At 71.2% G+C, this 25,835-nt stretch carries 23 protein-coding genes; 16 read left to right on the top strand and 7 right to left on the bottom strand.

Going from position 1 to position 25,835, the window contains the following annotated elements:
• Positions 1-8: 8 nt before the first annotated feature.
• The 6 genes from H566_RS0106945 to H566_RS0106920 all read right to left on the bottom strand — a co-directional run bounded on the left by H566_RS0106945 (position 9) and on the right by H566_RS0106920 (position 8,927).
• Positions 9-857, bottom strand: a complete 849-nt coding sequence (locus H566_RS0106945; protein ID WP_028310873.1) for a sugar phosphate isomerase/epimerase family protein — start codon at positions 855-857, stop codon at positions 9-11.
• A 189-nt stretch (positions 858-1,046) separates the two neighbouring features.
• Positions 1,047-1,913 (bottom strand): shikimate dehydrogenase, encoded by an 867-nt coding sequence (locus H566_RS0106940; RefSeq protein WP_028310872.1) that lies wholly within the window; start codon positions 1,911-1,913, stop codon positions 1,047-1,049.
• Between the two features lie 176 nt (positions 1,914-2,089).
• The gene (locus H566_RS23485) at positions 2,090-4,114 is read right to left on the bottom strand and encodes a bifunctional sugar phosphate isomerase/epimerase/4-hydroxyphenylpyruvate dioxygenase family protein (protein WP_051378279.1); all 2,025 of its coding nucleotides are present in this window, start codon (positions 4,112-4,114) and stop codon (positions 2,090-2,092) included.
• A gap of 81 nt (positions 4,115-4,195) precedes the next feature.
• A complete protein-coding gene (locus H566_RS23480; protein ID WP_051378276.1) occupies positions 4,196-5,302 on the bottom strand; it encodes a porin in 1,107 nt (368 codons plus the stop codon).
• A 308-nt stretch (positions 5,303-5,610) separates the two neighbouring features.
• Positions 5,611-7,980 (bottom strand): beta-glucosidase, encoded by a 2,370-nt coding sequence (locus tag H566_RS23475; protein WP_051378274.1) that lies wholly within the window; start codon positions 7,978-7,980, stop codon positions 5,611-5,613.
• Positions 7,981-7,991: 11 nt separating this feature from the next.
• Positions 7,992-8,927 carry a LysR family transcriptional regulator gene (locus H566_RS0106920; protein WP_028310871.1) on the bottom strand — a complete coding sequence of 312 codons (936 nt, stop codon included), beginning with the start codon at positions 8,925-8,927 and terminating at the stop codon, positions 7,992-7,994.
• Between the two features lie 158 nt (positions 8,928-9,085).
• Here H566_RS0106920 and H566_RS0106915 point away from each other — a divergent pair, with 158 nt between their 5' ends.
• The 5 genes from H566_RS0106915 to aroE all read left to right on the top strand — a co-directional run bounded on the left by H566_RS0106915 (position 9,086) and on the right by aroE (position 13,091).
• Entirely contained in the window at positions 9,086-10,042 is a 957-nt protein-coding gene (locus tag H566_RS0106915; RefSeq protein WP_028310870.1) for a ketopantoate reductase family protein, read from the top strand.
• Positions 10,039-10,449: a VOC family protein gene (locus H566_RS0106910; protein WP_028310869.1), complete on the top strand. Its 411-nt coding sequence runs from the start codon at positions 10,039-10,041 to the stop codon at positions 10,447-10,449. Before H566_RS0106915 ends, H566_RS0106910 begins: the two co-directional genes overlap by 4 nt.
• 105 nt (positions 10,450-10,554) lie before the next feature.
• On the top strand, positions 10,555-11,028 hold the full coding sequence (locus tag H566_RS0106905; protein ID WP_028310868.1) for a MaoC family dehydratase: 474 nt from the start codon (positions 10,555-10,557) through the stop codon (positions 11,026-11,028).
• A gap of 13 nt (positions 11,029-11,041) precedes the next feature.
• Positions 11,042-12,274 (top strand): CaiB/BaiF CoA transferase family protein, encoded by a 1,233-nt coding sequence (locus H566_RS0106900; protein ID WP_028310867.1) that lies wholly within the window; start codon positions 11,042-11,044, stop codon positions 12,272-12,274.
• On the top strand, positions 12,267-13,091 hold the full coding sequence (aroE, locus tag H566_RS0106895) for a shikimate dehydrogenase (RefSeq protein WP_028310866.1): 825 nt from the start codon (positions 12,267-12,269) through the stop codon (positions 13,089-13,091). The genes H566_RS0106900 and aroE overlap by 8 nt, the downstream gene beginning before the upstream one ends.
• Positions 13,092-13,120: 29 nt before the next feature.
• Here the strand turns inward: aroE and H566_RS0106890 are convergent, their stop codons facing one another.
• Positions 13,121-14,047 (bottom strand): LysR family transcriptional regulator, encoded by a 927-nt coding sequence (locus tag H566_RS0106890; RefSeq protein WP_156924324.1) that lies wholly within the window; start codon positions 14,045-14,047, stop codon positions 13,121-13,123.
• Positions 14,048-14,139: 92 nt separating this feature from the next.
• On the opposite strand from H566_RS0106890, the gene H566_RS23470 reads away from it, so the two are divergent.
• The 11 genes from H566_RS23470 to H566_RS0106835 all read left to right on the top strand — a co-directional run bounded on the left by H566_RS23470 (position 14,140) and on the right by H566_RS0106835 (position 25,824).
• Entirely contained in the window at positions 14,140-15,243 is a 1,104-nt protein-coding gene (locus H566_RS23470; RefSeq protein ID WP_051378272.1) for a Gfo/Idh/MocA family protein, read from the top strand.
• Complete coding sequence (gene aroQ / locus H566_RS0106880; RefSeq protein WP_028310864.1) at positions 15,240-15,695, top strand: type II 3-dehydroquinate dehydratase; 456 nt, start codon at positions 15,240-15,242, stop codon at positions 15,693-15,695. The genes H566_RS23470 and aroQ overlap by 4 nt, the downstream gene beginning before the upstream one ends.
• 10 nt (positions 15,696-15,705) lie before the next feature.
• Positions 15,706-16,635 (top strand): AEC family transporter, encoded by a 930-nt coding sequence (locus H566_RS0106875; protein WP_028310863.1) that lies wholly within the window; start codon positions 15,706-15,708, stop codon positions 16,633-16,635.
• Between the two features lie 155 nt (positions 16,636-16,790).
• A complete protein-coding gene (locus H566_RS27305; protein WP_051378270.1) occupies positions 16,791-18,170 on the top strand; it encodes a GGDEF domain-containing protein in 1,380 nt (459 codons plus the stop codon).
• A 270-nt stretch (positions 18,171-18,440) separates the two neighbouring features.
• Positions 18,441-19,748, top strand: coding sequence for an ABC transporter substrate-binding protein (locus tag H566_RS0106865; RefSeq protein ID WP_028310862.1), 1,308 nt, complete (start codon positions 18,441-18,443; stop codon positions 19,746-19,748).
• Between the two features lie 114 nt (positions 19,749-19,862).
• Positions 19,863-20,591 carry an SDR family oxidoreductase gene (locus tag H566_RS0106860; RefSeq protein WP_028310861.1) on the top strand — a complete coding sequence of 243 codons (729 nt, stop codon included), beginning with the start codon at positions 19,863-19,865 and terminating at the stop codon, positions 20,589-20,591.
• Positions 20,592-20,642: 51 nt separating this feature from the next.
• Positions 20,643-21,500 carry a carbohydrate ABC transporter permease gene (locus H566_RS0106855; protein WP_028310860.1) on the top strand — a complete coding sequence of 286 codons (858 nt, stop codon included), beginning with the start codon at positions 20,643-20,645 and terminating at the stop codon, positions 21,498-21,500.
• Positions 21,501-21,515: 15 nt separating this feature from the next.
• Entirely contained in the window at positions 21,516-22,331 is an 816-nt protein-coding gene (locus tag H566_RS0106850) for a carbohydrate ABC transporter permease (RefSeq protein WP_028310859.1), read from the top strand.
• Positions 22,332-22,360: 29 nt separating this feature from the next.
• On the top strand, positions 22,361-23,458 hold the full coding sequence (locus tag H566_RS23460) for an ABC transporter ATP-binding protein (RefSeq protein ID WP_051378268.1): 1,098 nt from the start codon (positions 22,361-22,363) through the stop codon (positions 23,456-23,458).
• Positions 23,455-24,849: a D-arabinitol 4-dehydrogenase gene (dalD, locus tag H566_RS0106840; RefSeq protein WP_028310858.1), complete on the top strand. Its 1,395-nt coding sequence runs from the start codon at positions 23,455-23,457 to the stop codon at positions 24,847-24,849. The genes H566_RS23460 and dalD overlap by 4 nt, the downstream gene beginning before the upstream one ends.
• Positions 24,850-24,888: 39 nt before the next feature.
• Positions 24,889-25,824: an AraC family transcriptional regulator gene (locus H566_RS0106835; protein WP_028310857.1), complete on the top strand. Its 936-nt coding sequence runs from the start codon at positions 24,889-24,891 to the stop codon at positions 25,822-25,824.
• The last annotated feature ends 11 nt before the right edge of the window (positions 25,825-25,835 follow it).

The raw sequence follows: 25,835 nt of genomic DNA, 5'->3' as shown, positions 1-25,835 counted from the left end.
GTGGGCCGTCAGGCGCGTTCGGCGCCGATTACCGGCCGCAGCCAGTCGGCCGTTTCCACCGCCTTGCGCATCACCACCTCGGGCGCGAGATGGCGGTAGTCGTCGTTGAACACCTCGATCGCCCACGGCCCCGCGAAGCCCATGCCGTGCAGCGTCTCGACCATGTGGCGGATGTCGAAGGCATGCTGGCCGTCGTGCGGAAAGATGCGGTGATGGCGCGCGCTCTCGATCAGGTCGTCCACCTCGGTCACGGCGTCGAAGGCGCCGTCCGACAGCTGGACCATGAAGATGCGCTCGACCGGAATCTTCTTCAGCGGCTCGACCGGCTGGTGGCGCGCGAAGCTGTGGAAGGAATCGATCACGAGGCCGACGCGCGGATGGTCGGCCGCCACCACTGCCTGATGCGCCAGCTCCCAGGTGTCGATGAAGCCGCCCCAGGACAGCGCCTCGTAGGCGATGCGCGCGCCGATCGCCTCGCCCAGGTCGGCCAGCATGCGCAGCCGCGCGCCGACCGTCGGGATGTCGCGCACGCCGCGCGCCGAGGCGCCCGACGACACGAGCAGCAGGTCGGTGCCGACCGCCTCCATCATCGAGAACAGCGAGCGCGCGAGGTCGATCTTGTAATCGACCAGATGGCGCTCGACCGCCTCGATGTTGCGCAGCAGCTGGAAGCCGGCCACCGCGAGACCCGACTCGCGGATCTTGCGCGCCGCGACCTTGACGCCGCCCGGGTCGCTCATGAGGTCGTTGCCCCAGACCATGACGGACTTGCAGCCGGCCTCGGTGATCGCGGCGAGCTTGGCATCGAGCGTGCCGCCGAGGGCGATCGTGTCGATGCAGACGGAGGACGGAATCATCGTTGCCCCGGGTGACTGAGGTTGGACGGGATCGCGCCGCGAGCAGCGCACTGAATGAACGTCATTGAACCCGCGCCGGGGCGGGCTGTCACCGTACGGCGGCGTCGGGGTTGTGCGGATGCGCGACGCCAATGAAAAACCCGCGCCGGGGCGCGGGTCGGTCGTGCGGATCGGGCCTGCGCCCGGCGCTCAGCGCGCCGCCTGCAGCTCTTCGAAGTGCGCGAGCATGCGCGCCGCGTCGGCTTCCAGCCCGGTGAAATGCTGGAAGGCGCCGACGGCCTGGAACACCGCCATGCCGCCGCCGCTCACCACCTTGCAGCCGAGCTTGCGCGCGGTCGCGAGCAGTTCGGTCTCGAGCGGGAAATACACGATTTCGGACACCCAGATCGCCGGGCGCAGCAGCGCGGCGTCGAGCGGCAGGCCCGGATGCGCGGCCATGCCGGTGGGCGTGCAATGCACGAGGCCGTCGGTGGCGGCCATCTCGTCTTCGAGCGAGCTGCCGCCGACGGCGCGGCCGGCGCCGAAGCGTTCGCACAGCTCCTCGGCCAGCCTGGCCGCGCGCGTCGGGTCCATGTCGAAGATCGCGAGGCGGCCGACGCCCATCGTGAGCAGCGCATGCGCGACGGCCGCGCCCGCGCCACCGGCGCCGAGCTGCACCGCGCGGTCGAGCTTCACGCCCGGCAGGCCGCGCTTGAAGCCTTCGGCAAAGCCCCACCAGTCGGTGTTGTGGCCGATGGTGCGGCCGTCGCGGATGACGACGGTGTTGACCGCGCCGAGCGCCTTGGCGTCGGGCGACAGCTCGTCGAGGTGGGGAATGATTGCCTGCTTGCAGGGGTGGGTGACGTTGAGGCCGCCGAAGCCCATGAGCTTCGCGGCTTCGAGCAGCCTGGGCAGATCGACCGGCGTGAGGCCGAGCTGCTCGATGTCGAGGATGCGGTACTGGTAGTTCAGGCCCTGGGCCTGACCTTCGCGCTCATGCATCGTGGGGCTGAGCGAGCGCTGGATGCCGGCGCCGATGAGGCCGGCTAGGAACTGGGGACGATCGCCGATGGGCATGCTTGACTCCGTTCGGTCCGTGGGTGTCGGGAGGACTGGTTGTGGGCGCCGCGCCGGCGGATCGCGCCGGCGCGGAGCGGAAAAGCAGTGGTGGCGATGCGCCTTAGGGTCGCCAGCCGGCCGTGGACGGCGGCGCCGGAGCGGCAGCGCAAGGCCGGGACGGTCATTCGGTCGCGTCACACGCCGCGCGGCGGCGTGACGAGCGAGGTCGTGTCGCGCGCGAGCGCCGCCATGCGCACCGGCGCGTTCGAGGCGCCGTAGCCGTCGTAGCCGCCGATGCGCTGCACCAGCTCGAAGAAGAAGCGGCCCTCGAACATCGGCGTGTAGGCGTGCAGGAACTCGCCGCCGCTGGCGTCGCGGTCGTAGAGCACGCGCAGCATGCGCAGGCGGTCGAGAACGGCGGCGTCAATGTCGAAGCGCGCGGCGAGGTCGTCGTAGTAGTTGTCGGGGATGTCGAGGAAGGCCAGGCCGCGTCCGCGTGCCGCCGCGACGCTCGCGAAGATGTCGGCGCAGTCGAAGGCGAGGTGGTGGACGCCCGCGCCGTGCATCGAGCTGACGCTGCGCGCGATCACGGTGCTGCGGCTTTGCGAGACGTTGAGCGCGACGCGCAGGCTGCGGTCGGCGTTGCTCAGGGCGCGGCTGCGCACCATGCCGTAGGGGTCGGTCAGCTCCAGGCTGTCGCCGGGTTCGAGGCCGAGCGCGGCGCGCTGGAACAGCACGGCGCTGTCGAAGCTCTCGATCGGCGCGGCGATGGCGATGTGATCGACGCGGCCGAGGCCGATCGCGCGGTTGGCCGGCTCGGCGAGCCTGAAATCGATGTCCCAGAAGCCGCGCGCCTCCAGCTCGGGCGACACGAAGTAGAGGATGCTGCCGTCCACCGTGCGCACCGCCGGGATGGTGGTTTCGTGCGGGCCGACGCGGCCCTCGAAGCGCGGCAGGTGGAAGGCGGTGGCGCGGTTGACGGCGCGCTGGCCGTCGTCGGTGCGCAGCGCGATGGCGCAGATGCTCGGGCCGTGCTGGCGGAAGAACTCGCTCGCGAAGGAGCCGGGCTCGTTGTTGATGACGAGGTTGGTGTCGCCCTGGCGCCAGAGCGTCACGCGCTTGGAGCGGTGCTCGCCGGCGCGCTCGAAGCCGAGCGCCGAGAACACGCGGCCGAGCGCCGCCTCGGTGCCGTCGTCCACGGCAAATTCGACGAAGGCCGTGCCATCGATGCGCGGCGGCGCGGGCGGCGAGAACAGCTCCAGCCGGCCGAGGGCGGCGGCGAGCGGCGTGGCCTGGCTGCGCGCAGCGGCAGGCGCGGCGACGACGGCATCGGCCGGCACATCAGCCTCGCGCGCTTCGGGCGCGGCGGCTCCGATAGCGCTTGCAACGTCCAGCCCCTCGACCGCCCGCAGCTTCACCTGCTCCTCCAGCCAGAGCAGCGAGCGCATCGCGTCGTGGGTGGTGTCGCGGCTCGGCGCCTCGCGGAACACGTCGTTGAATATCTCCAGCGACAGCGGCCCGGCATAGCCGGCGGCGAGCACATGGCCGAGAAACTTCGGCAGATCGAATCCGCCCTGCCCCGGGAAGCAGCGGTAATGGCGGCTCCACTGGAGCACGTCCATCGTCATGAGCGGCGCGTCGGCCAGTTGCAGGAAGAAGATCTTCTCGCTGGCGATGTCCTCGATGTGCTTCGGATCGAGGCCGCGGGACAGGATGTGGAAGCTGTCGAGGCAGACGCCCAGATGCGGATGGTCGGCCTGCCGCACGATGTTCCAGCAGTGCCGGTAGTCCCATACGTGGCGGGCCCAGGCGAGGCTTTCGTAGGCGAGGCGGATGCCGCGCTTCGCGGCACGCTCGGCCAGTTCGTAGAGCTGGCCGGCGATCTGCGCGTCGTCGGTCGCCGCCGTGGGCGAGACGTTCGAGCAGATGAGGATCATGGTCGCGCCGAGTTCGCCCATGAGGTCGAACTTGCGTTCGGCGCGATCGAGGTTGCGGCGGAAGAGCCGGTCGTCCGCCGCGTCGAAGTCACGGAAGGGCTGGTACAGATCGATGCTCAGACCCAGGTCGGCGGCGAGCGCGCCGATCTGGCGCGGCGCGAGCGCGCTGTGGATCAGATCGTTCTCGAACACCTCGAAGCCGTCGAAGCGCGCACGCGCGATCGACTCCATCTTGTCTTCGAGCGCACCGCTGATCGAGACGGTCGCGATCGACCTGCGCATGCGGCCTCCGTGCTGGGTCATGAATAAAAAGGGGCGCGCCGGCCAGGAAGGAAGACGGCCGGCGCGGCCCGAGGGGGTCGGTCAGAACGCGTGGCTGATGCCGGTCGCGAGGTAGGTCGAGCTGCGCGTGCCGGCTTCGAGCGGCGTGCCGTTCGACAGCGCCGAGCCGGTCGCGTTGAAGCGCTCGTAATCGACGATGGCGTAGAGCCAGGTGCGCTTGCTCAGGAAGTACTCGGGCACGACGTAGAACTTCTGCGCCTTCTGGTCGGTGGAGACGTTGTCGAAGCCGCGCGTGCCACGGTAGTAGGCGAGCGTCACGTCGAGCGCGGGCGTGAACGAGTAGGTCACGCCGGCCGAGCCGACCTTGATTTCCTGTTCGTGGTAGGTGGCCTCGACGCCGTCGATCTTGTTCTGGCTCCAGGTCGCCTTGAGCTTGACCTTGTCGAGCGTGTACACGCCGCCGACGGTCCAGGCGTCGAGCTTGGCGGCGCCGGTCGCGTTCTTGAACTGGGCATAGGCCGCGCGCAGCTGGAAGTTGCTCGCATCCCAGCCGGCGAGCAGGCCGCCCGACTTGCTGGCCGAGTTGCCGGCGGTGCTCGATTCACCGAAGGAGTAGTAGCCCATCGCGATCGGGCCGCCGCTCGTGCCCTTGTAGACGTACTTGACCGTGTTGTCCTGGCGGTCGAGCGAGTTGCCCGCAAGCGAGGCGCCGGGGCCGAAGCCGTCGGCGATCGGCGTGCCCGGGCCGGCGAGGTAGCCGTAGCGCACGTTCATGTTGGTGGCGCCGTTGTTGGCGCGCAGCGGGTCGGTCACCCACAGGGCTTCGGTCAGCGTCGTGACCTGGCGGCCGAGCATCACGGTGCCGTAGCTGGTGTTGCTCAGGCCGACATAGGCGTTGCGGTCGAACATGCGACCGCTGTTGGCGTTGGCGCCGGTATCGAGCGCGATGGTCGAGGCGATGTCGAAGATGGCCTTCGTGCCGTTGCCGAGGTCTTCCGCGCCACGCACGCCCCAGCGCGAGGCCTGCCAGGCGCCCGACTGCACGGCATGGCCGGCGCCGTTGCCGACACGGTTGGTCTGGTTCACATAGGCGGCGTCGGCATAGCCGAACAGCGTCACCGTCGATTGCGCGAAGGCCGGCGCGGCGATGAGCCCGGACAGCGCGGCGGCGATGGCGATTTTTTTCATTCCTTGTCTCCTCAGGTGGGGCATTGCGGCAGCCAGCCTGAAGCGGCAAGGAAGAGGGAACAATTCGGGGCGCGCGATAATCGCGCATGGGCGATCGGCAATCGTGCGGATCGCGGGTCGGCCCTGATGCGCAGCGGCGCGGCATTTCGGCGCGCAACCAACACAACCGGCGCCGTGCGGGCACTGAAAGAGGCCTTGCGGATGCGGGTTTGCGGCGAACCGGCGTCGATTTCGCGGCGGCCTGCGCTGGCTGCCGTCGGCCGCCGGCTTCGACGCATTTCGTCAGCGCACGCCCCTGGCGTGCCGCGTCAGCGCCCGCCCGCCGGCAGTCGCCGCTCTTCCAGCCGGACGACCGCCGCCAGTCCGTCGGCGAGCGCGTCGCGCGCCACCAGCACGCGGCGCTCGCCGCCGCGCAGATGCCAGCCGTTCGCCGCCGCGTCGAAGTCGGCGAGCAGGCGCGGATCGGCCTCGATGCTCACGCGCCGCCTTTCGCCGGAAGTGAGTTCCACCCGAGTGAAGCCGATCAGCCGCCGCCCCGGACGCCCGGACGCCGGTTCGGCATAGAGCTGCACCACCTCGGCACCGGCGCGCGCGCCGGTGTTGACCACGTCCAGCTCCACCGCGACCGTGGCGCCGCCGCGCGCCGCGAGCCGCTCGTGCACGAAGCGCGTGTAGCTCAGCCCGTGGCCGAAGGCGAACAGCGGCTTGTTGCCCCGCGCCGCATGCCAGCGATAGCCCACGTCCGATCCCTCGCGGTACTCGACCGCGAAACGCTCGCCCGGCGCGCCCTCGCGCAGCGGCAGCGGGCCGCGCGGCGTCTGGTCGAGGCTCGCGGGAAAGCTCACCGGCAGGCGGCCCGACGGATTGACCGCGCCCGTCAGCACGTCGGCGATGGCCGCGCCGCCCTCGCCGCCCGCATACCACGCGGCGAGCACCGCCTTCACGCCGCCAAGCCAGGGCATGAGCACCGGCCCGCCGGTCTGGAGCACGACCACGGTGTTGGGATTGGCGCGCGCCACCTCGGCGACGAGCGCGTCCTGGCCCTCGGGCAGCGACAGGTCGGGCGCGTCGAGCGCCTCGATCATCCATTGCTCGACGAAGACGACGGCCACATCGGCCTCGCGCGCCAGCGCTGCGGCGCGCGACGGATAACGGCCGTTGTCGAACTCGATGCGCGCGCCCGGCAGCCGCTCGCGCAGCGCCGCCAGCGGCGCCGACGGATGCCAGACCACCTTGCTCCAGGCCTGCATCCAGCTGCCACCCTGCCCCACCGGCACCACAGCCGCCGGCCCGCCCCACGGCATCACCTGCGACGAACCGCCGCCGCTCGGCACGCCCACATCCGCATGCGCGCCGATGACGGCGATGCGCTTCGTGCCCGCGCCGAGCGGCAGCAGGCCGTCGCGATTGGCGAGCAGCACCATGCCCTCGGCCGCGACCTTGCGCGCGACGGCGGCGTGTGCCGCGCGGTCGATCGGCTCGCGGTCGCAGGCCGGCGCGGCGCCGACCGTGGCAGGCGCCGATGACGCCGCGCCACCGGCATTCGTCGCCATCGGCGCGGCATCGAACAGCCCGACCGCGAACATCGACCGCAACACCCGCCGCACCATGTCCGACAGCCGTTCGCGCGGCACCTCGCCCGCCTCCACCGCCGCCTTGAGCGGCGCGCCGAAGAACACCTGCGCATCGAGCTGCTCGCCCGATTCCTGGTCCAGCCCCGCGAGCGCATCGCGCACCGCATGCACCGCGCCCCAGTCCGACATCACCCAGCCCGGATAGCCCCAGTCGCCCTTGAGCACGCGGTTGAGCAGATGCGCATTGCCGCAGGCGTGCTCGCCGTTCACGAGGTTGTAGCCGCACATGACCGAGCCGGGCCGGCCGCGCTCGACCGCGAGCTGGAAGGCGAGCAGGTCCGACTCGCGGTGCGCCGCCTCGTCGATGCACGCGTCCACCGCCTGCCGGTTCGTCTCCTGCGCGTTGAGCGAAAAGTGCTTGAGCGTCGAGATCACGCGCTGCGACTGGATGCCCCGGATCGACTCGCCCGCGAGCGTGCCGGCGAGCAGCGGGTCTTCGCCGAGGTACTCGAAGTTGCGGCCATTGCGCGGGTCGCGCGCGAGATTGGCGCCGCCCGCGAGCAGCACGTTGAAGCCCTTGGCGCGCGCCTCGCGGCCGATCATCGCGCCGCTGTCGAAGGCGAGCTGCGGGTCGAAGCTCGCGGCAAGCGCGAGGCTCGACGGCAGCGCGGTCGCGCCGTCGCCGGGTCGCACGTCGGCGGGGTTGGCGACGCCAAGGCTCGCGTCGGTCTCCTGCAGGGCCGGGATGCCGAGGCGCGGCACGCCGGGCACGTAGCCGGCAGAGCCGAGCGCACCCTTGGGCACCGGCTTGCCCGCGAAGGGCAGCGCCATCGGGCCGTGGACGAGGGCGATGCGCTCGTCGAGCGTGAGTTCGGCTTCGAGCAGGCGGGCGCGTTCGTCGGGCGGCAGGTGGGCATCGAGCCAGGGGCGAGCGGCGGCATCACCGGCGCGCGAGCCGGCGCCCTTGCCGACACCATAGCCGACACCATTGCCGGCGCCCCCAACGGCGCGCGAGCCAGTCACGGCCGTCGCCGCGAACAGCGTCAGCGCGGCGGCAATCAGGCCGCGCCGCGGCGGCGGGCGAAGGCGGAATGGGATCGACATGCGACCGGATGCTAGCCCGCCAGCGGCCCGCGCCCCTGCCCGAACAGCTCGGCGCATTGCGCGCGCAGCCAGCGGTTGCCCGGCTCGTGGTGGAAGCGCTCATGCCAGTGCTGCTTGACCGTGAAGCCCTCGACCGCCACCGGGCAGGCGAAGGCGCGCAGGCCCGGCCACTGGGCCGCGAGCGTTTCGCCGATGTGGCGCGGCAGGGTCGCGACGAGGTCGCTGCCCGACACGATCGCCGGCAGGCCCAGGAAGCCCGGCAGCGCCAGCACCACGCGCCGTTCCACCCGCTGCGCGCGCAGCGCGGCTTCCAGCAACTGCGAGCCGGTGCCCGACACGATCACCACATGCGATTCGGCCTGCCAGGCGAGCAGCGACAGGCTGCTGCCGAGGCGCGGATGGCTCGCGCTGGCGAGGCAGATCCAGTCCTGGCTGAACAGCACCTGCTGGTAGAAGCCGGCCTCCAGCCCCGGCACCAGGCCGAGCGCGAGATCGGCCTCGCCGGCGGCGAGCAGGCGCGGCGTGTCGGCGTCGATGCGCAGCGCCTCCAGCGTGCTGCCCGGCGCCTGGGCGCGCAGCCGGCCCAGCAGCCGGGGCAGCAGCGTGATGTGGCTCGCGTCGGTCATGCAGACCCGAAAGCGCCGCCGGCTCGTCGCCGGGTCGAAGTCGGTCGGCGCGGCGACGATGCCGCGCAGCGTGGCGAGCACCTCGCGCACCGGGCCGATCAGCTCGCCGGCGCGCGGCGTCGGCTGCATGCCGGCCGGCGTGCGCACGAACAGCGGATCGCCGAACTGCCGCCGCAACTGGCCGAGCCAGATGCTCACCGTCGGCTGGCTCTGCCCCAGCAACTCGGCCGCGCGCGTGACGCTGCCGTTGGCATGCAGCAGCTCGAACAGCCTCAGCAGCTTGATGTCGGGCAGGACAGCATCGTTGTCGGGCAGGGGCATGACCGGTTTCCTCGGGCGAAGGGACGGCCGCAGCGCGCGGCGCTCCATATTGAATCAGGCAATACGGAACATTGCCTGCATTGAATTTACGCAATACCGCCGGCTGCCTATCGTCCGTCGCCACGCGATGCCTCGCATCGCACCGGAACGGAGACGCGATGAAGATCTGTGTGCTGGGCGCGGGTGCGCTCGGTTGTGCCCTCGGCGGCAGCCTGGCCGAGGCCGGCGCCGACGTCTGGCTGCTGTGCCGCCCCGGCGCCCATGCCGACGCGATCCGCCGCGACGGCTTGGTCATCCACCGTGGCGGCAGCCCGACGACGGTGGCCGTGCGGGCCGCCACCCGCGCCGAGGACATCGGCCCGGTCGATCTCGTGATCGTGCTCGTCAAGTCCTTCGACACGCGCGCGGCCATGGCCTCGGCCGGCGCGCTGATCGGGCCGGACACGGTCGTGATGTCGCTGCAGAACGGTCTCGGCCATGAGGAGCTGCTGGCCGAGGCGGTCGGCCGCGAGCGCGTGCTGGCCGGCAAGACCTATGTCGGCGGCGTGCTGCTCGGCCCCGGCCGCATCAGCGCCGGCACCGCCGGCAAGCGCACGATCATCGGCGAGCTCGACGGCCGCGTCGGCGCGCGCACCCGCGCCATCGCCGCCGAATTCGAGCGCGCCGGCCTCGTCATCGAGGTCAGCGACAACATCCTCGGCGTCATGTGGGACAAGCTGCTCGTGAACGTGGCGACCGGCGCCCTCACCGCCATCACCGGCCTCACCTACGGCGAGGCCTACCGCATTCCCGAGATCGAGCGCGCCGCCATCGCCGCCGTGGCCGAGGCGATGGCCTGCGCGCGGGCCGACGGCATCCGGCTGTCGATCGCCGCGCCGCAGGACGCCTGGCGCATGGCCGCCGAAGGCCTGCCCGCCGACTTCAGAACCTCGATGCTGCAAAGCCTTGCAGCCGGCTCGATCACCGAGATCGACTTCATCAACGGCGCCGTCGTGCGCGCGGGCGAACGCCTCGGCCTGCCCACGCCGGTCAACGCCACGCTGGTCGCGGCCATCAAGGGCATCGAGCGCGCGATGGCCGTCGCGCGCCAGACCCGACAGGAGACTTCCCGATGAACAAGCGCGTCCGCAGCTATGTCGAGCATGTGGCGATCCGCGTCAGCGACATCGACTGGCACATCCGCTTCTTCCGCGAGGTGCTGGGCCAGACGCTGCGCGAGGTCGATGGCCCCGAACACGCGCCGCGCCAGTACTGGACGCTCGGCGGCCTGCAATTCATGTCGGTGCCCGGCTTCGCCGCGCCGCCGAGCAATGACGCCGGCTGGCTCGCCCACCTCGGGATCATGGTCAGCGACCTCGGCGCCGCGCTCGACGCGGCCCGCGCCTGGGGCGTGACCACGCTGCCCCAGGGCTCGAACTGGCTGCAACTGCCCGACGGCCTCGCCGTCGAGCTGATCCAGGCCAGCGGCGACAGCGTCGAGCGCGTGCTCGCCGTGAATCCGCGCGACTGGCCGCAGGCCTGAGCGGCGCGCCGGCCGTCGCCGCCCCGCGCGGCACGCCACGCCCGATCGCAGCCTCCTTCTTCCCGCCCCACCCCGCGTGCCCGCCGCACGCCCGGAGACCCCGACATGACTTCCACCGCCAGCGCCACGCCCGAGCGCTACTGGGACGACGCCCGCGAAGGCGACAGCTGCCTCAGCCCCGAATACGCCGTCACCGAAGCCCGCATCAACGCCTACGCCGAACTCACCGGCGACTTCACGCCCGTGCATGTGGACGAGGCCTACGCCAAGACCACGCCCTTCGGCACCCGCGTCGCGCACGGCCTGTTCGGCCTGTCGATCGCCGACGGCCTGAAGACGCAGAGCGACTACCGCTTCGTGCCCGGCATGTCGCTCGGCTGGACCTGGGACTTCCTGCTGCCGATCCGCATCGACGACGTGGTGCGCGTGCGCTTCACGGTCGGCACGATGCGCCTGTCGAAGAGCCGTCCGGGCTGGGGCATCGTCGTGCTGCCGTCCGAACTCATCAACCAGCACGGCGAGGTCGTCCAGCGCGGCGAGCACCGGCTGATGATTCCGCGCCGTCCGGGCACGTTCTGAGCGGAGCCGCGACATGAATGCCAATCTCCCGCTCACCGGCCTGCGCGTCATCGACTACAGCCACTTCCTCGCCGGCCCCTATGTCGGCCGCTGCCTCGCGGCGCTCGGCGCCGAGGTCATCAAGGTCGAGCGCCCGACCACCGGCGACGCCGGCCGCCAGCACGCCTGGTTCATCGGCGACCACAGCGGCTACTTCCTGCAGCAGAACATGGGCAAGAAGGGCGTCTGCGTGAACCTCAAGACGGCGCGCGGCCGCGAGCTGCTGCAACGCCTCGTCGACAGCGCCGACGTGTTCGTCGAGAACTACCGCCCCGGCGCGCTCGACAAGCTCGGCCTCGGCTACCGCGAGCTGGCCGAGCGCAATCCGCGCCTCGTCTACTGCTCGATCTCGGCCTACGGCCACACCGGGCCCGACTCGCACCGCGCCGGCTTCGGCCTCATCGCCGAGGCCAAGAGCGGGATCATGCAGATGGTCGGCACGCCCGGCGACGCGCCGCCGCTGCTGCGCATCGCGCTCGGCGACCTCTACACCGGCGCCCACGCGGTCGCCGCGATCAACGCCGCGCTGCTCGGGCGCGAGCGCAGCGGCCGGGGCCAGCACATCGACATGGCGCTGTACGACAGCCTCATCTCGATGCACGAGTACGCGGTGCAGTGCTACACGCTCTCGGGCGGCACCGAACTGCCGGTGCAGACCGGCCACGACCTGCCGACGTCCACGCTCTACGGCGTGTTCCGCGCCGCCGACGGCGACCTCGTGATCGCGGCCCAGGTGGACGACGCCTGGAAGCGCCTCGCCGCCCTCGTCGAGGGCAGCGGCGGCCCGGCCGGCCTCGCCGCCGACACGCGCTTCCACAGCGCCGCCGGCCGCAACGCCCATCGCGCCGAGCTGGTGCCGATCGTGCGCGACTGGGCCGCGCACCGGCCGGTGGCGCAACTGCTCGCCATGCTCGACGAGGTGGACGTGCCCTGCGCGAAGGTGCAGCGCATCGACGAGGTGCTGGCCGATCCTCAGGTGCGGGCGCGCGGCATGCTGGTCGAGCAGCAGCATCCGGTACTCGGCAGCATCCGCCTGCCCAACCTGCCGTTCCGCTTCTCGGACTGCGACACCACCATCACCCAGGTGGCGCCCGAACTCGGCCAGCACAACGCCGAAGTCGCGGCGAGCCTGGGCTTCAGCGCCGCCGAGATCGCCGCGATGCAGGCCGACGGCAGCCTCTACAGCACGGAGCCCCGCCATGACTGACCGCTACGCCGTCACCGGCCATCCGCTCGGCCACACGAAGTCGCCCTTCATCCACACGAGCTTCGCGCGCAGCACCGGGCAGGACATGGAGTACCTCGCGATCGAGGCCGCGCCCGGCAGCTTCCGCGAGACGGCCGAAGCCTTTCGCGCCAGTGGCGGACGCGGGCTGAACATCACCGCGCCGTTCAAGCTCGATGCCTTCGCCTTCGCCACCGAGCATTCCGAGGCCGCGCGCCTCGCCGGCGCGGCCAATGCGCTGAGCTTCGACGACGACGGCCGCATCCGCGCCGAGAACTTCGACGGCGTCGGCCTCGTCAACGACGTGCAGCGCAACCTCGGCCTCGCGCTCGCGTGCAAGCGGGTGCTGATGCTCGGCGCCGGCGGCGCGGCGCGCAGCGCCCTGCTGCCCTTCCTCGCGCAGGGGCCGGCGGCCTTCGTGCTCGTCAACCGCGACACGGCCAAGGCGCGCGAACTGGCGGCGCGCGTGGCCGGCGCCGGCCCGATCACGGCGGCCGGCTATGACGAGCTGGGCGACGCGCCGTTCGACCTCGTGCTCAACGCCACCTCGGCCAGCCTGCGCGCCGAGCTGCCGCCGGTGCCGCCGGGCGTGTTCGCCGGCCACACGCTGGCCTACGAGCTGGCCTACGGCAAGGGGCTGACGCCCTTTCTCGCGCTGGCCCGGCAGGCCGGCGCGGCCCGGCTCGCCGATGGCGTCGGCATGCTGGTCGAGCAGGCCGCCGAGGCCTTCGCCTGGTGGCGCGGCGTGCGTCCGGCGACGGGCGAGGTCATCCGCGCGCTGACCGTGCCGCTCGCCTGAGAACGATGACGGCGCCGCGCCCGGCCGGCTCAGGTCATGCCGGTGCGCAGCGCGAACGGCCCCTCGCGCAGCTCGCGCATCAGGAAGTCGAGGCCGAGCCGCACATTGGTCGAGGCCGAGGCGCGCGCCGTCGTCACCGCCATCACGTCGGCCGGCTCCCAGTACTGCGGCAACACCTGCTCGACGCGGCCGTCGGCCAGCGGCTCGGCCACGTCCCAGACCGACAGCATCGCGATGCCCTGCCCGTCGAGCAGCCAGTTCTGCACGATGTCGCTGTGGTTGGAGCCGAGCGGGCCGGTCACCTTCACCGGCTCGACCGGGCCGTCGGCGTCATGCAGCCGCCAGGTGCCGAAGGAATGGCCCCGGTCGCGGAACAGCAGGCAGTCGTGCTGGCGCAGTTCGGCCAGCGTGCGGGGCCGGCCGCGCCGCGCGAGATAGCCGGGTGTCGCGCACAGCACGCGCCGGCTGCCGACCACGCGGTGCGCGACCAGATGCGGCTCCTGCACGGCGGCGGCGCGGATGTCGATGTCGATGCCCTCGGCCAGCATGTCGTAGGGCTGGTTCACGAGTTCGAGCCAGACCTCCAGCTTCGGATAGCGCTCGCGCATGCGGACGAGGATGTGCGAGACATGGTTGCGCCCGAGCCGGATGCCGCTGCTCACGCGCAGCAGGCCGGCCGGCTCGTCGCGGCCCGACGACAGCGCGCCCGCCATGCCGTCGGCATCGTCGAGCAGGCGGCGCGCGCGTTCGTACACCAGCTCGCCGTCGGCGCTGATCGCCACGCGGCGCGTCGTGCGGTGGAACAGCCGCGCGCCGAGCGTCGCCTCCAGGATGGCGATGCGCTTGCTGACGTGGGCCGGCGAGCTGCCCAGCTCGGCCGCCGCCGCGTTGAAGCTGCTCAGGCGCGCCACCACGCAGAAGATTTCCAGGTCACCGAGATCGGGGCGTTTGTTCATGGCTTGGAAATTCTGAATTCGGATCGGCGCAGTTTATTTGCCGGATCGTGTTCAGTACCGTCGCGCCTCCCGCCAGAGGAGAGGAGACCGCCATGCCCCGTTCCGCCCCGCGCCGCCTGCGCATCGCCGTCGCCGGTGCCGGCCTCATCGGCCGCCGTCACATCGACGAAGTGCTCGACCGCGACGACTGCGTGCTCGCCGCCATCGCCGATCCGTCGCCCGCCGCCGCCCCGCTCGCGCAGGCCGTGGGCGCGCCGCTGCGCGCGGGCGTGGCCGAGCTACTTGCGCGCGACCGGCCCGATGGCGTCATCGTCGCCACGCCCAACGCGCTGCACCTGCCCGACGCCCTCGCCTGCCTCGCCGCCGGCGTGCCGGTGCTGGTGGAAAAGCCGCTCGCCGCGAGCGCGGCCGAGGGCGAGGCGCTGTGCCACGCCGCCGACGCGAGCGGCGTGCCGCTGCTCGTGGGTCATCACCGCGCGCACAGCCCGCTCATGGCCGCCGCGCGCGAGGTGCTGCGCTCGGGCCGGCTCGGCCGCATCGTCGGCGTGCTGGGCAGCGCGATGTTCTGCAAGCCCGACGGCTATTTCGAGGCCGCGCCGTGGCGCCGGGAGCCGGGCGGCGGGCCGATCCTCATCAACCTCATCCACGAGGTGCACAACCTGCGCATGCTCTGCGGCGAGATCACCGAGGTGCAGGCCTTCGCCTCGAACGCGGTGCGCGGCCATGCGGTGGAGGACACCGTGGCGATCGGCTTCGCCTTCGCGGGCGGCGCGCTCGGCAGCTTCCTGCTGTCGGACACGGCCGCCGCGCCGCTGAGCTGGGAGCAGACCTCGATGGAGAACCCCGACTTCGCGGCCTACCCCGACGAGGACTGCTACGTCATCGCCGGCACCGACGGCTCGCTGGCCGTACCCACCCTCAGGCTGCATCTTTACGACGGCCGCGAGCAGCGCTCGTGGTGCAATCCCTTCCGCCGCGAAATCATGGGCGTCGAACGCGCCGATCCGCTCGCGCGCCAGCTCGCGCATTTCGTGGCGGTGCTGCGCGGCGAGGCCGCGCCGCTCGTGACCGCGCGCGACGGTCTGCAAAACTTGCGCGTCACCGAGGCCGTCGTGGCCGCTGCCCGCAGCGGCAGCCGCGTGGCCGTTCCCGTTTTCCCCCAACCTCAGGCTGAAGCAGCCCAGGCAATCACATGAAGAAGATCCTCGTCCTCAACGGTCCCAACCTCAACCTGCTCGGCACGCGCGAACCCGCGCAGTACGGCTACGAGACGCTCGCCGACGTCGAGCAGCTCTGCCGCGACGAAGCCGCGAAGCACGGCTTCGAGGCCGACTGCCGCCAGAGCAATTACGAGGGCCAGCTCATCGAGTGGATTCACGAGGCGGGCCGCGAGATCAAGGCCGGCAGCATGGTGGGCGTGGTGTTCAACCCGGGCGCGTACACGCACACCTCGATCGCGCTGCATGACGCGATCAAGGGCGCCGACGCGATCGTGATCGAGCTGCACATCAGCAACGTGCATGCGCGCGAGAGCTTCCGCCATCACAGCTACATCTCGCCGGTGGCGCGCGGCATCGTCGTGGGCTTCGGCGTCAAGGGCTACGGCTTGGCCATCGAGGCGCTCGCGCGTCTGTACCCGGCGCAGTGAGGCGCCGGCGATGCATGACATCCTCGCCGCGACCGCGCCCATCTACCTCCTGGTGGCGCTCGGCTACGCGGCACGGCGCCTCGGCGCCTTCGACACGGCCGACGCCCGCGTGCTCGGGCGCTATGTCATCAACTTCGCGCTGCCAGCGCTCATCTTCCGCGCGGTCGGCCAGCGGCCGATCGAGGCGCTGCTGAGTCCGGGCTATCTGTTCGCCTACGCGGTCGGGTCGGTCGCGACGGTGGGCGTGGGCGTGGCCGTCACGCTGCGCGCCGGCGGCAAGCTCGACGAAGGCGCGATGCACGGCATGGGCATGAGCTGCTCGAACAGCGGCTTCGTCGGCTATCCGGTGCTGGTGCAGGTGCTGGGGCCGGTGGCGGGCGCGGCGCTCGCGCTCAACCTCGTGATCGAGAACCTGCTGATGGGGCCGCTCTGCCTCGGGCTCGCACAGGCGGCGCGCGGCGAAGGCGGCGTGGGCGCGACCCTGCTCGCCACGCTGCGCCAGATGCCGAAGACGCGGCTTCTGCAAGCGATTGCAGTCGCGATGGCCTTCTCGGCGAGCGGCCTCGCGCTGCCGCCGGCCGCGTCACGCGCGGTCGAGCTGCTCGCCAACACCTCGACCGGCGTGGCGCTGTTCGTGATCGGCCTGTCGCTGCACGGCGAGGCGCTGCGCGACAAGCCCGGCGCCATCCTCGGCGTGACGGCGGGCAAGCTGCTGCTGCATCCGCTGCTGGTGGCGGGCGCCTTCCTCGTCGGCCCGGCCACCGATCCCGCGCTGAAGCTCGCGGGCATCGGCTATGCGGCGCTGCCGATGCTGAGCATCTATCCGGTGCTGGCCCAGCGCTTCGGGCTGGAGCGCTTCGCGGCGGCGGTGCTGGTGGTGGCGATGACGGCGTCGTTCTTCACGCTGTCGGGGCTGCTGGCCTGGATGCACGCGGGCTGAGCGGCGGCGGCGCGCGGCGCGCGATGCGCTGGCGCCTCACCGCCCACCGCCCACCGCCCGGACAGCATGGCGCGGCGGCGCCTTCCATCGGCTGCCCCTCAAGAGCCCGCGCGGGCGACCGTAGAAGCGTCGGATAACCGTCCGTACCGCCTCCCATGACCCGTCTCCGTCGTCTGCCGCTCGCCGCCTGGCTGGCCCTGAACGCGCTCGTCACCGTCGTCCTCACCGTCGCCGCGATCACGCTCGTCATCGAGCACTCGACCGACGACGCCGGGCTGCTGCTGCGCATGCGCTGGACGGCCGGGCTGGTGCTGGCGGCCGCGCTGCCGCTGTCGATCGGTTTCGGCCATCTGTTCGCGCGGCCGCTGCGGCGCATCGTCCGCGCGCTCGGCGAGGAGATGCCGCCGCCCGGCGTGACCGACGGCGTGCATTACCGCGAGGCCGGCCAGCTCGCGCGCGCGGTGCACGGACTGCTCGACCAGCTGCGCGGCCACCGCCAGGCGCTCGACGCGGTCACCGCCTCGCTCGAACAGCGCGTCGCCCTGCGCACGCGCGAGCTGAGCGAGGCCAACGCCCGCCTCGGCGACACCCAGAAGCGCCTGACCGAAATCACCGAGAACGTCCCGGCCCTCATCACCTATGTCGATCGGGACTACCGCAACCAGTACGCGAACGCGACGCTCAAGGCCTGGACCGGCATCGACCCGGCACAGGCCGTGGGCAAGCCGCTGATCGAGCTGATGGGCGCCGCCAAGTTCGCGCTCCGCAAGCCGGCAATGGACCGGGCGCTCGCCGGCGAACGCGTGCGCTTCACCGAGGAATGGCGCACCGGCGACGAGCTGCGCCACATCGACGTGGTGTACGTGCCGCACCGCGATGCCTCGGGCGAGGTGATCGGCATGTACGGCCTGAGCACCGACATGACCGCGATCCACCGTGCCGAGGCGATGCTGCAAAGGCTTGCACGCCGTGATGCGCTCACCGACCTGCACAACCGTCTCGCGCTGGGCGAGATGCTGCCCGAGGCGCTGGCCCGCGCGCGCGCCTCGCTGGCCGATGTGGCGCTGCTGTTCATCGACGTGGACCGCTTCAAGCGCGTCAACGACACGCTCGGCCATGCGGCCGGCGACGAGGTGCTGCGCCAGTTCGCGCAGCGGCTGCTCGGCTGCGTGCGCACGACCGACACGGTGGCGCGGCTCGCGGGCGACGAATTCGTGATCGTGCTGGAGAACCTGCCGCATGCCGACGATGCCGAGGTCGTCGCGCGCAAGATCGTCGCGGCGATGGCCGAGCCGATGCTGGTGCAGGGCCACGAGCTGACGGCGGGCGCGAGCATCGGCATCGCGCATGCGCCCGCCGGCAAGGGCACGCCGGAGGAACTGCTCGCGCAGGCCGACCGGGCGCTGTACGAGGTCAAGCGCAACGGGCGCGGCCTGTGGCGGATGGCACCGCTGCCCGCATCCGCACCGGCGCCGGCGATCGGCATCGAGCATCTGTCCGACGACATCGCGGGACTCGCGGCTGCCGCCATCTGAACCGCCCCTTCGCGGACGGCGGCGCCCGCCTCCTCCCATGCCACACGGCGGCCGCACGCGCCGCTCATCGCCGCCGGCCACCCCGCCCGAAGCCGGTACCTGATTGCTTCATTTTCGGGAAATCCCTAGCCCGCTCGTGCAAGGACGTATCGGTTTGCGCGACCGCCGTATGTGTCGCCGCAAATCCGGTCGTTATCTTTCGGCAGCGTCGTCGCCCTGGCGGCGGCGCCCGAAAAAAAGCACACAAGCAATCGCACGAGGAGACACCCGATGAAGCTGAGGACCCTGCTGGTCACCTCGGTGGCGCTGGCCTTTGCCGGCGGCGCCCAGGCCGCGACCGAGATCGTCATCGCGACCGTCAACAACGGCCACATGATCGAGATGCAAAAGCTTGCACCGCATTTCGAGAAGGCCAATCCCGACATCAAGCTCAAGTGGGTCACGCTAGAGGAAGGCGTGCTGCGCCAGCGCGTGACGACCGACATCGCCACCAAGGGCGGTCAGTTCGACGTCATGACCATCGGCATGTACGAGACGCTGATCTGGAGCAAGCGCCACTGGCTCACCGAGATCAGGCCCGACGCCGCCTACGACATCGACGACCTGCTGCCGGCCGTGCGCAGCGGCCTGTCGGTCGAGGGCAAGCTCTACGCCGCGCCCTTCTACGGCGAAAGCTCGATGCTCATGTACCGCAAGGATCTGGCCGACAAGGCCGGCATCCGCTTCGCCGACCGCCCGACCTGGAACGACGTGAAGGCCGCCGCCGCGAAGATGCACGACCCGCAGGCCGGCGTGTACGGGATCTGCCTGCGCGGCAAGCCGGGCTGGGGCGACAACGTCGCCTTCCTCTCGACGATGGCCAACAGCTTCGGCGCGCAATGGTTCGACATGAGCTGGAAGCCCCAGCTCGACAGCAAGCCGTGGAAGGACGCCGTCGGCTTCTACACCGACCTGCTCAAGAACTACGGCCCGCCCGGATCGAGCGCCAACAGCTTCAACGAGATCCTGGCGCTGTTCAACGAAGGCAAGTGCGGCATGTGGGTGGACGCGAGCATCGCCGCCTCCTTCATCACCGACCCGAAGCAGAGCAAGGTCGCCGACAAGGTGGCCTTCGCCCAGGGGCCGTATGCCGTGACCGAGAAGGGCGCGAACTGGCTCTGGGCCTGGGCGCTCGCCATCCCGTCGAGCACCCGGAACGCCGCCGCAGCCCAGCGCTTCATCTCCTGGGCCACGTCGAAGGACTACATCAGCCTCGTCGCGCATGAGCGCGGCTGGGCCGCCGTGCCGACCGGCACGCGCAAGTCCACCTACGCGAACCCCGAGTTCATGAAGGCCGCGCGCTTCGCCGAGGCCGAGAAGAAGGCGCTCGACAGCGCCAACCCCAACGACGCCACGCTGCCCAGGAGCCCCTATGTCGGCGTGCAGTTCGCGGCCATCCCCGAGTTCCAGTCCATCGGCATCGCGGTCGGCCAGCAGATGAGCGCCGTGCTCGCCGGCAAGACCACGGTCGATGCGGCGCTCGCCGCCTCGCAGACGGCCGCCGACCGCGAGATGCGCAAGGCCGGCTACTACAAGTAGGCCCGGCGCCTCTCCTCCCGCCTCGATCCGGCACCCCGCGCCCTCCGGCGCCCGGGGCAGCCGGACCTCATCGCGGCGCGCGCCCGCGCGCCGCACCACATCGGAAGCAAGACCATGGCAAGAGAACTTGAAGGACAGGTCGCGGCCGTCACCGGCGCCGCCTCGGGCATCGGCCTCGCCAGCGCCGAGGCGATGCTCGCCGCCGGCGCCCGCGTGGTGTTCGTCGACCGCGACGCGGCGGCGCTCGACACCGTGTGCGCGCGCCACGGCGGCGCCGCGATCCCGCTCGTGCTCGACCTGCTCGACCCACGGGCCTGCGCCGGCCTGCTGCCGCGCGTGCTCGAACTCGCCGGCCGGCTCGACATCCTGCATGCCAACGCCGGCACCTACATCGGCGGCGATCTCGTCGATGCCGACAGCGCGGCCATCGACCGCATGCTCAACCTCAACGTCAATGTCGTGATGAAGAACGTGCACGACGTGCTGCCCCACATGATCGAGCGCGGCAGCGGCGACATCATCGTCACCAGCTCGCTCGCGGCCCACTTCCCCACGCCATGGGAGCCGGTGTACGCCGCCTCGAAGTGGGCCATCAACTGCTTCGTGCAGACCACGCGACGCCAGGTGTTCAAGCACGGCATTCGCGTCGGCGCGATCTCGCCGGGGCCGGTCATCAGCGCGCTGCTGGCCGACTGGCCGAAGGAAAAGCTGGAGGAAGCCCGCGCCGCCGGCAGCCTGCTCGACGCCGCCGAGGTCGCCCAGGTCGTGCTGTTCATGCTCACCCGCCCGCGCGGCATGACCGTGCGCGACGTGGTGATGATGCCGACCAACTTCGACCTCTAGCCCGACCGCCGCGCCGCCCGCTCCGCGCGGACGGCGCAGGGAGACCCGCCCATGAAACGACTCCTGCCCCGCGCGCTGATGGCGCCGGCCGTGACCACGCTCTTCCTCTGGATGATCGTGCCGCTGGCCATGACCCTCTACTTCTCGCTGGTGCGCTACAACCTGATGCAGCCCGGCGAGAAGGACTTCCTCGGCCTCGAGAACTTCGAGTTCTTCGTGACCGATCCCGACTTCGGCGCCTCGGTCGCCAACACGCTGCTGCTGCTCGGCTCGGTCATCGCCATCACGGTGGTGCTCGGCATCGCTCTGGCGCTGCTCGTCAACGAGCCCTTTCCAGGCCGCGGCCTGGTGCGCGTGCTGCTGATCTCGCCGTTCTTCGTCATGCCCACGGCCAACGCGCTGCTGTGGAAGCACATGATGATGAACCCGGTGTACGGCGTGTTCGCCCAGGTGGCGAGCTTCCTCGGCCTCGCGCCGGTGGACTGGCTGACCGACTGGCCGCTGCTGTCGGTGATCCTGATGGTGGCCTGGCAATGGCTGCCCTTCGCCTGCCTGATCTTCATCACCTCGCTGCAATCGCTCGACCGCGACCAGATGGAAGCGGCCGGCATGGACGGCGCCAACGCGCTGCAGAAGTTCTGGTACCTCACGCTGCCCCACCTCGGCCGTCCGATCGCGGTGGTGGTGATGATCGAGATGATCTTCCTCATGAGCGTGTTCGCCGAGATCTTCACCACCACCGGCGGCGGACCGGGCAACGCGAGCACCAACGTCGCGTTCCTCATCTTCAAGCAGGCCCTCATGAACTTCGACGTGGGCGTGGCCTCGGCCGGCGCGCTGTTCGCCGTGGTGCTCGCCAACATCGCAGCCGTCTTCCTGATCCGGATGATCGGCCGCAACCTCGACTGACGACGGAGACACGCCATGAAGCCTCTCGCCCTGGTGCTGCGCACCGTCGCGGCCTGGACCGCCACGCTGGTCATCATCTTCCCGCTCGCGTGGCTGGTGCTGACCGCCTTCAAGACCGAGCAGCAGGCCATCGCCATCCCGCCGGAACTGATCTTCACGCCCACGCTGGAGAGCTTCCGCGAGGTGAACCTGCGCAGCGACTACCTGCTGCACGCCCGCAATTCGGTCGTCACCAGCCTGCTGTCCACGGTGCTGGGTCTGGCGATCGCGGCGCCCGCCGCCTACTCGATGGCCTTCTTCCGCACCCGGCGCACGCGCGACATCCTCATGTGGATGCTGTCCACCAAGATGATGCCGGCCGTCGGCGCGCTGGTGCCGGTGTACGTGATGGCCCAGACCGTCGGCCTGCTGGACTCGCTCACCGCGCTGAGCGTGGTGTTCATGCTGTCGAACCTGCCGATCATGGTCTGGATGCTGTACTCGGGCTTCAAGGACATCCCGGTCGACATCCTCGAAGCCGCCCGCATGGATGGCGCCTCGGTCTGGGGCGAGTTGGTGCACGTGATCCGCCCGCTCGCGATGGGCAGCGTCGCCTCGACCGGCCTGCTCTGCCTGGTGCTGAGCTGGAACGAGGCCTTCTGGTCGCTCAACCTCAGCTCGGCGCGCGCCAGCACGCTCGCGGCGCTCATCGCCAGCTATTCGAGCCCCGAGGGGCTGTTCTGGGCCAAGTTGTCCGCCGCCTCGCTCATGGCCATCGCCCCGATCGTCGTCGTGGGCTGGTTCAGCCAGAAGCAGCTCGTGCAAGGGCTGACCTTCGGCGCCGTCAAGTGATCCAACAACAAGACCCGGAGACACCCACCATGTCATTCCTGCAACTGCGCGGCGTCGAGAAATTCTTCGGCGAGCACCGCGCCATCAAGGGCGTGAACCTCACGATCGAGAAGGGCGAGTTCGTCGTGTTCGTCGGCCCGTCGGGCTGCGGCAAGAGCACGCTGCTGCGCATGATCGCGGGCCTCACCGAGATCGACGGCGGCGAGCTGGTGCTCGACAACCGCGAGATCACCCGGCTGCCGTCGTCGAAGCGCGACCTGGCCATGGTGTTCCAGAGCTATGCGCTCTACCCGCACATGAGCGTGTACGACAACATGTCCTTCGCGCTGCGGCTGGCCAAGGTCGATCGCCAGACCATCGACGAGAAGGTGCAGCGCGCCGCCCGCATCCTCAACCTCGCGCAGTACCTGCAACGCACGCCCAGGGAGCTGTCGGGCGGCCAGCGCCAGCGCGTCGCCATCGGCCGCGCGATCGTGCGCGCGCCCAAGGTCTTCCTGTTCGACGAGCCGCTGTCCAACCTCGACGCGGCGCTGCGCGGCCAGACCCGCATCGAGATCCACAAGCTGCACCGCGACCTCGGCGCGACGACCATCTACGTCACCCACGACCAGGTCGAGGCGATGACGCTGGCCGACCGCGTGGTGGTACTGCGCGACGGCCAGATCGAGCAGGTCGGCACGCCGCTGGAGCTGTACGACCGGCCGGCCAACCGCTTCGTCGCCCAGTTCATCGGCACGCCGCAGATGAACATCCTCGACACGCGCGACCTGCCCGCGCTCGACGCGGCGGTCGGCGCGCCCGACACGCATGACGGCTTCGTCGGCCTGCGGCCCGAGACCGTGCTGATGCGCGAGCCGGGCCAGGGCCGGCTGTCGGGCCGGGTCGAGCTGGTCGAGTCGCTCGGCGCGAACACGCTCATCTACGTGCAGGTGGACCACCCCGGCCGCGCGCCGGTGCAGCTCGTGGCCGACCAGCCGACGCGCACCGGGCTGCATCCGGGCGACCTGGTCGGCATCGACATCGCGCCCGGCGCCGCCCACCTGTTCGACCGCGAAGGCCGCGCGCTCGCCGCGCCGGCGCCGCGCGCCATTCCCGCCGTCACGCAACCCGCGACCGTCACGCCATGAACCTCCAGCTCCACATCGGCCTGGGCGCCTTCCACCGCGCGCACCAGGCCGTCTACCTCCACCGCCTGCGCGCTCGGGGCGACCGTTCCTGGGCCATCGTCGGTGGCAACAGCCGGCCCGACATGGCCGAGACCCTGGCAGCGCTCGCCGCGCAGCACGGCCGCTACACGCTGGAGACGGTCACGCCGGCAGGCGAGCGCAGCTACGAGGAGATCGACGCCATCGAGCGCGTGATCCCATGGACGCCCGACCTCGCCGGGCTGGTCGCGGCCGGTGCCGATCCGGCCACGCGCATCGTGTCCTTCACCGTGACCGAGGCCGGCTACTACCTCGACCCGCGCGACCGGCTCGACCTCGCCGCGCCCGACCTCGCCGCCGACCTGGCCGCCGCGCGCGAAGGCCGCGCCGGCAGCACGATCTACGCGGCGCTCACGGCCATCCTGCGCGCCCGCATGCGCGCCGGCGCCGGCCCGGTCACGCTGCTCAACTGCGACAACCTGCGCCACAACGGCGACCGCGCGCGCGCCGGGCTGATGCAGTTCATCGCCGCGCTCGGCGATGACGCCCTCGCCGCCTGGGTCGAGGCCGGCACCACCAGCCCCAACGCGATGGTCGATCGCATCACCCCGCGCCCCACGGCCGAGGTGGCGGCGCGCGTCAAGGCCGCGACCGGCCGCGACGACGGCGCCGCGCTCATGGCCGAGAGCTTTCTCCAGTGGGTGATCGAGGACCGCTTCATCGCCGGCCGCCCGGCCTGGGAAAGCGTCGGCGCGCAGATGGTCGAATCGGTGCAGGCCTGGGAGGAGGCGAAGATCCGCATCCTCAACGCCACCCACAGCTGCATCGCCTGGGCCGGCACGCTCGTCGGGCTCGGCTACATCCACGAAGGCACGCACGACGCCGAGATCCGTGCCTTCGCCCACGCCTACGTGACCGACGACGTCATCCCCTGCCTCGACCGGCCCGAGGCGCCCAGCCCGGTCGATCTGGCCGCCTACCGCGACGTGGTGCTCGACCGCTTCGGCAATCCCGACATCCGCGACACCAACCAGCGCGTGGCGGCGGACGGCTTCTCGAAGCTGCCGGGCTTCATTCGCCCGACGCTGGCCGAGCGGCTCGCGCGCGACGAATCCATCGCCAGCGTGGCGATGCTGCCGGCGCTCTTCCTCGCCTTCCTGCACCGCTGGCATCGCGGCGAGCTGCCCTTCGAGTACCAGGACCAGGCCATGGATCCGGCCGTCGCGCGCGCGATCTGCACCGCCGCCGATCCCGAGGCCGCGTTCTGCGCCGACGCTACGATCTGGGGCCCGATCGCCGGCGACGCCCGGCTGCTCGCGGCGGTGCGCGCGGCCGGCGAGCGCGTGCGCGACTTCGTCGCCCGCCGCCGCTGACCGCCCGCCGCCGGCACCGCGAAGGAGACCCGCCGCCCCATGGCCACCCGTCATGCCCAGCTGCCGCGCCAGCGCCAGCCCGATCTCGAACGCGACTACAGCCGCACGTCGGCGCTCGGCTTCGAGCCGCCCGAGACGGGCACGGTGCGCTGCCTCGCGCACGGCTTCCCGACGCCGCTCGCGCGCTGGCATGTGCATGACGAGTACGAGCTGCACATCATCACCGCCACCTCGGGCAAGGCCTTCGTGGGCGACTGGATCGGGCCGTTCCGCCCCGGCCATGTGGTGCTGGCCGGCCCGCGCCTGCCGCACAACTGGCTGTCCGACGACATGCCCGAGGGCGGCGTGCCCGAGCGCGACCTCGTCATCCACTTCCTGCACGAACCGATCGCCGAGGCCGCGCGCCACCTGCCCGAGCTGGGCGAACTGCTGCCGATGCTCGAACGCGCGCGCCACGGCATCGAGTTCTTCGGGCTGTCGGAACGCGCGATCGCGCACTGGCACGCGGTCAAGCGCGCGCGCGGCTTCGAGCGCTTCGCCGCCTTCTGCGCCTTCATGGCCGACCTCGCGCGCTGCACCGACTACCGGCTGCTGTCGAGCGTGCAGATGCGCGGCGAGGATGACGAGGCGGGCAGCGACCAGGTCAACTCGCTGGTCGACCGGATCATGCGCGACTACGCCCTGCCGCTGTCGGCGGCAGACCTCGCGGCCGAACTCGGCATGAGCGAAAGCCGCTTCTCGCGCTTCTTCCGCCGCGCCACCGGCAACACCTTCACCGACTTCGTCAACCGCGTGCGCGTCAACCGCGCCGGCCAGCTCCTCATGGAAACCGACCGGCTCGTCTCGCACATCTGCTACGAGGTCGGCTTCAACAACCTGGCGAACTTCAACCGGCGCTTTCTCGAAGTGAAAGGCGTGACGCCGAGCGAGTTCCGCCGCCAGGCCGATCACCGCTTCGGCGGCCGGCCCACCTGAAGGCCTTCCGC

This window comes from Derxia gummosa DSM 723 (assembly GCF_000482785.1).
GTDB lineage: Bacteria > Pseudomonadota > Gammaproteobacteria > Burkholderiales > Burkholderiaceae_E > Derxia > Derxia gummosa.
The sequence above is the reverse complement of the archived record's forward strand: the minus strand, read 5'-3'. Positions and strand labels throughout refer to the sequence as shown.